The organism is Streptomyces alkaliphilus, assembly GCF_014141535.1.
GTDB lineage: Bacteria > Actinomycetota > Actinomycetes > Streptomycetales > Streptomycetaceae > Streptomyces > Streptomyces alkaliphilus.
On the sequence record NZ_VKHT01001079.1, the window covers coordinates 1 to 1,618 of the forward strand.

The window sequence follows — 1,618 nt, forward strand, 5'->3', positions numbered from 1 at the left end:
GTCCACGACGGGCGGGAGAGTCATCGGCAGAGCTCCTCGACGGGGTCGACGGACGTGATCGGGGGCGGTGCCGCGTCGGGGGACCCGGGTTCGGGGAGCGGCAGACGCAGCTCGGTACCGGCGGATCGCACCGTGCGGTCGCTCGGCAGCAACCGACGGGCGGTGACGGGGTTCTCGCCGGTGTGGGGGTTGCGGGCGTGCGCCGGGTGGTGGTGTCCGGCGATCTCCAGACGCAGCCGGGTGCCGGCCGAAAGGCGGCGGGACATCGGGGGCAGCGGAACGGTGAACGACGCGGGGCGGCCGGCGGGGTCGCGACGACGGACCACGGCCGTGACGGCGGTCGGTGTTCCGCCCCCCGGCGGCAGGACGGTCAGCCGTACCGCCCAGTCGGCGACGGGGGTGTCGGCGACGCAGGTCAGCCGCACCTCGGGGACGCCCACGACGTCCAGGGGCGCGGTCAGCGGTTCCGTGGCGGCGGTGCACCGATCCGGGATCCCGTCGGTGGGAACGCCCAGGTCGTCGGAGCGCACCGGCCGGTCGGGGTCGGCGGTGAACCGGGAACCGCGCATCACCCGCAGGGGCACGCCGTCGCCGGCGCGGGTCGGGGCTTCCGCGTCGTCCCGCAGGGGGTGGGTCGACCACCGCGCCGGCCGCGTCCCCGGGTACGCCAGCCAGTGCGGGGTGTCGCCGAGCGCGGCGACACCGCTCCGACCGCCGGCCGGCCCGCCGGCCAGGGCGGTGCGGGCCCAGCGGGCCCAGAGCTCGCCGAGCGGCAGCCGGTGGGCGGGGTGGGCGTCCGGTCCGGGCTCGGCGGTCAGGCGGTGGCCCCATGGGCCCAGGAGCAGTCGGGCGGAGGGTCCGCCCCAGGTTCGCCACAGCCGCAGGGCCTCCGCGACGAACGGATCACCGGTTCCCGCCACGACCAGGAGCGGAACCCGGGCCCCCGGTGCCCGGCGCAGCACCTCGCCGGGTGCGGTGTGCCGCCACAGATCCGGCCAGGAGGGGAGGGGCCGACCCCCGCGCAGCGGCAGGTCCACCAGGGGGAGCGTGGTGAGGAGGCGGGGGTCGGCGTCGAGGGCGGCGGTCAGCGCGGTCTCGTCGGAGTCCGGACGGTCGCCGTGGGCGGCCCACCACCCGGCGCGGGCCAGCAGGCGTTCGGGGCCGGTCTCCTCGCGGGCGGTCTCGGCCGGGCCGAGGGCGGGGACGGCCGCGATCACGGCGTCGGCCCCGCGAGCGGCGGGCGTCCCCGGGGCCGGTGCGCCGGGCCCGAGCCCCTGGAGGAGGGCGCAGTGGGCGGCGTAGGAGGAGCCCACGGCGACGACGACGCCGTCGCTCCAGGCACGGGCCCGGATCCATCGGAGGGTGGCGGCGCCGTCGGCCGCCTCGTTCCGGTAGGGCCGCCAGTGGCCGGCGGATCCGTGACGGCCGCGCACGTCCTGCGCGACGGCGGCGAAGCCGCGGCGTGCCCAGGCGCGCAGCTCGGCGTGGTGACGGCGACGGTCATAGGGGGTGCGGATCAGGACGGTGGGGAACGGCCCCTCCCCCACCGGCAGGCAGACGTCGGTGGCCAGGGAACTGCCGTCGGCGGCGGGCACGCGGTGGGTGCGCGGGGTACGGG

General features: G+C 78.6%; 1 protein-coding gene. It reads right to left on the minus strand.

Features of this window, described 5'->3' with window-relative positions; all coding sequences use genetic code 11:
• Positions 1 to 20: 20 nt before the first annotated feature.
• Positions 21 to 1,618 (minus strand): CocE/NonD family hydrolase (locus FNQ90_RS22510; RefSeq protein ID WP_228471504.1); only part of this gene is annotated, 1,598 nt, incomplete at its 5' end.